Origin of the sequence: Inquilinus limosus MP06, from assembly GCF_000767795.1 — a bacterium.
Lineage (GTDB): Bacteria > Pseudomonadota > Alphaproteobacteria > DSM-16000 > Inquilinaceae > Inquilinus > Inquilinus limosus_E.
The window spans coordinates 1-1487 of the sequence record NZ_JANX01000927.1 but is presented as its reverse complement, the minus strand read 5'-3'; the positions used below and the strand labels follow the sequence as shown (position 1 = coordinate 1487).

General features: G+C 73.1%; 2 protein-coding genes. Both read right to left on the bottom strand.

Translation table 11 applies throughout. From position 1 onward, the window contains the following. Positions 1–978, bottom strand: a 978-nt coding sequence (locus P409_RS34070; RefSeq protein WP_034849220.1) for a phosphotransferase, incomplete at its 3' end; no start/stop codon positions are given. Then, on the bottom strand, positions 978–1487 hold a 510-nt coding region (locus P409_RS34065), incomplete at its 5' end, for an arginase family protein (RefSeq protein WP_034849217.1). The genes P409_RS34070 and P409_RS34065, both read right to left, overlap by 1 nt.

Genomic DNA, 1487 nt, shown 5'->3' with positions numbered 1-1487 from the left:
GGCCTGGCGGTCGAGGCCGGCGAGGCGGCGCAGCCGCGCCCAGGCGGTCCGGTTGTTGCGCAGGATATAGGCCCGGTTCTCCGGATGGCGGCGGGCGCGCCAGGCACCGACGATCACGATCATCATCAGCCGCGTCGCCATCAGGTCGGCGAGCAGGCCGATCTCCTCCGGCCGCAGCGGCATCGCGGCATGGTAGCCGGCGATCAGGTCGCCGGCCGGGCCGAGCGGATCGTCGTCATCCGCCAGGTGATAGGCGGCGGCGACGGCGACATCGGTGGCCAGCACGGTGCGCACCGCGTCGCCGAAATCGATCAGCCCGGTCACCGTGTCGGGATCGGCGGGATCGACCAGGATGTTGCTGGGATTGGCGTCGGCATGGACCATCTGCCGGCGCAACCCGGCCAGGGCCGGTGCCACCACCCCATCGAAACGGTCGAGATACGCCGCGGCAAGCGCCCGCCGGTCCGGATCCTCGATGTCGCCCAGCAGGTCGCGCAGCCGGGCCGCGCCGGCCATGTCCCAGATCAGCTCATGCGCCTCGGCCGGGTGACGGAAGTCGCTCAGCGCCACGGCGATGCGGCCGACCAGGTTGCCGATCCGCCGGCGCTGCAGCGGCGAGCGTGCGGGAACGGAAGCCAGCGGCGCGCCGTCCAGGAAAGACAGCAGCCGTGCCACGCGCCGGGTGCCGTCGCGTTCCAGCTCGATCTCCGCCGCGCCGTCTTGCGCCGGCAGGATCCGCGGCACCGGCAGACCTGGATCCGCCCGCTCCAGATGCTGCAGGATCGCGGTCTGCAGGTGCGTGACCTGCCGCTCCTCGGCGGGGTCGGAGACCTTGAGCAGCACGCGCCGCCCGGCCGAATCCTCGATCCGGAAGTTCTGGTCGCGCTCGCTGCTCAGCGCCTCGGCGCGCCCCGCGATGCCGTAATGGGCACGGACCAGCCGCTCGGCGTCCTCCGGCGAGAGATGCCCCGCCGCCATCAGCCGGAGAAGCCGTCGAAGAAGCGCGCCAGCAGCCGGCCCAGGACGTCGACGGCATAGCCGCCCTCCTGGATGATCGCGGCCGGCTTGCCGAGGCCGCGGATCGCCGTGCCGGCCCGGGCGAAGCCGTCTTCGGTCACCTGCAGCGCCGCCAGCGGCTCGTCCTTCGAGGCGTCGAAGCCGAGGCTGACCACCACGGCGTCGACCCCGGCCCGGTCGACGGCCGCGACCGCCCTGTCGACTGCTGCCAGCCAGCCCTCGTCCCCGGTGCCGAGGGCGAGCGGCAGGTTGAGGTTGGCCCCCTCCCCCGCCCCGCCGCCGGTCTCGCCTTCATGGCCGACATACCAGGGGTAATAGCGGTTCGGGTCGCCATGGACCGAGGCGACGAAGACGTCCGGTCGCTCCCAGAAGATGCCCTGGGTGCCGTTGCCGTGATGCGCGTCGATGTCGATCACGGCGACGCGCGCGGCGCCGCGGTCGCGCAGCCGCTGCGCCGCCACCGCCGCGTT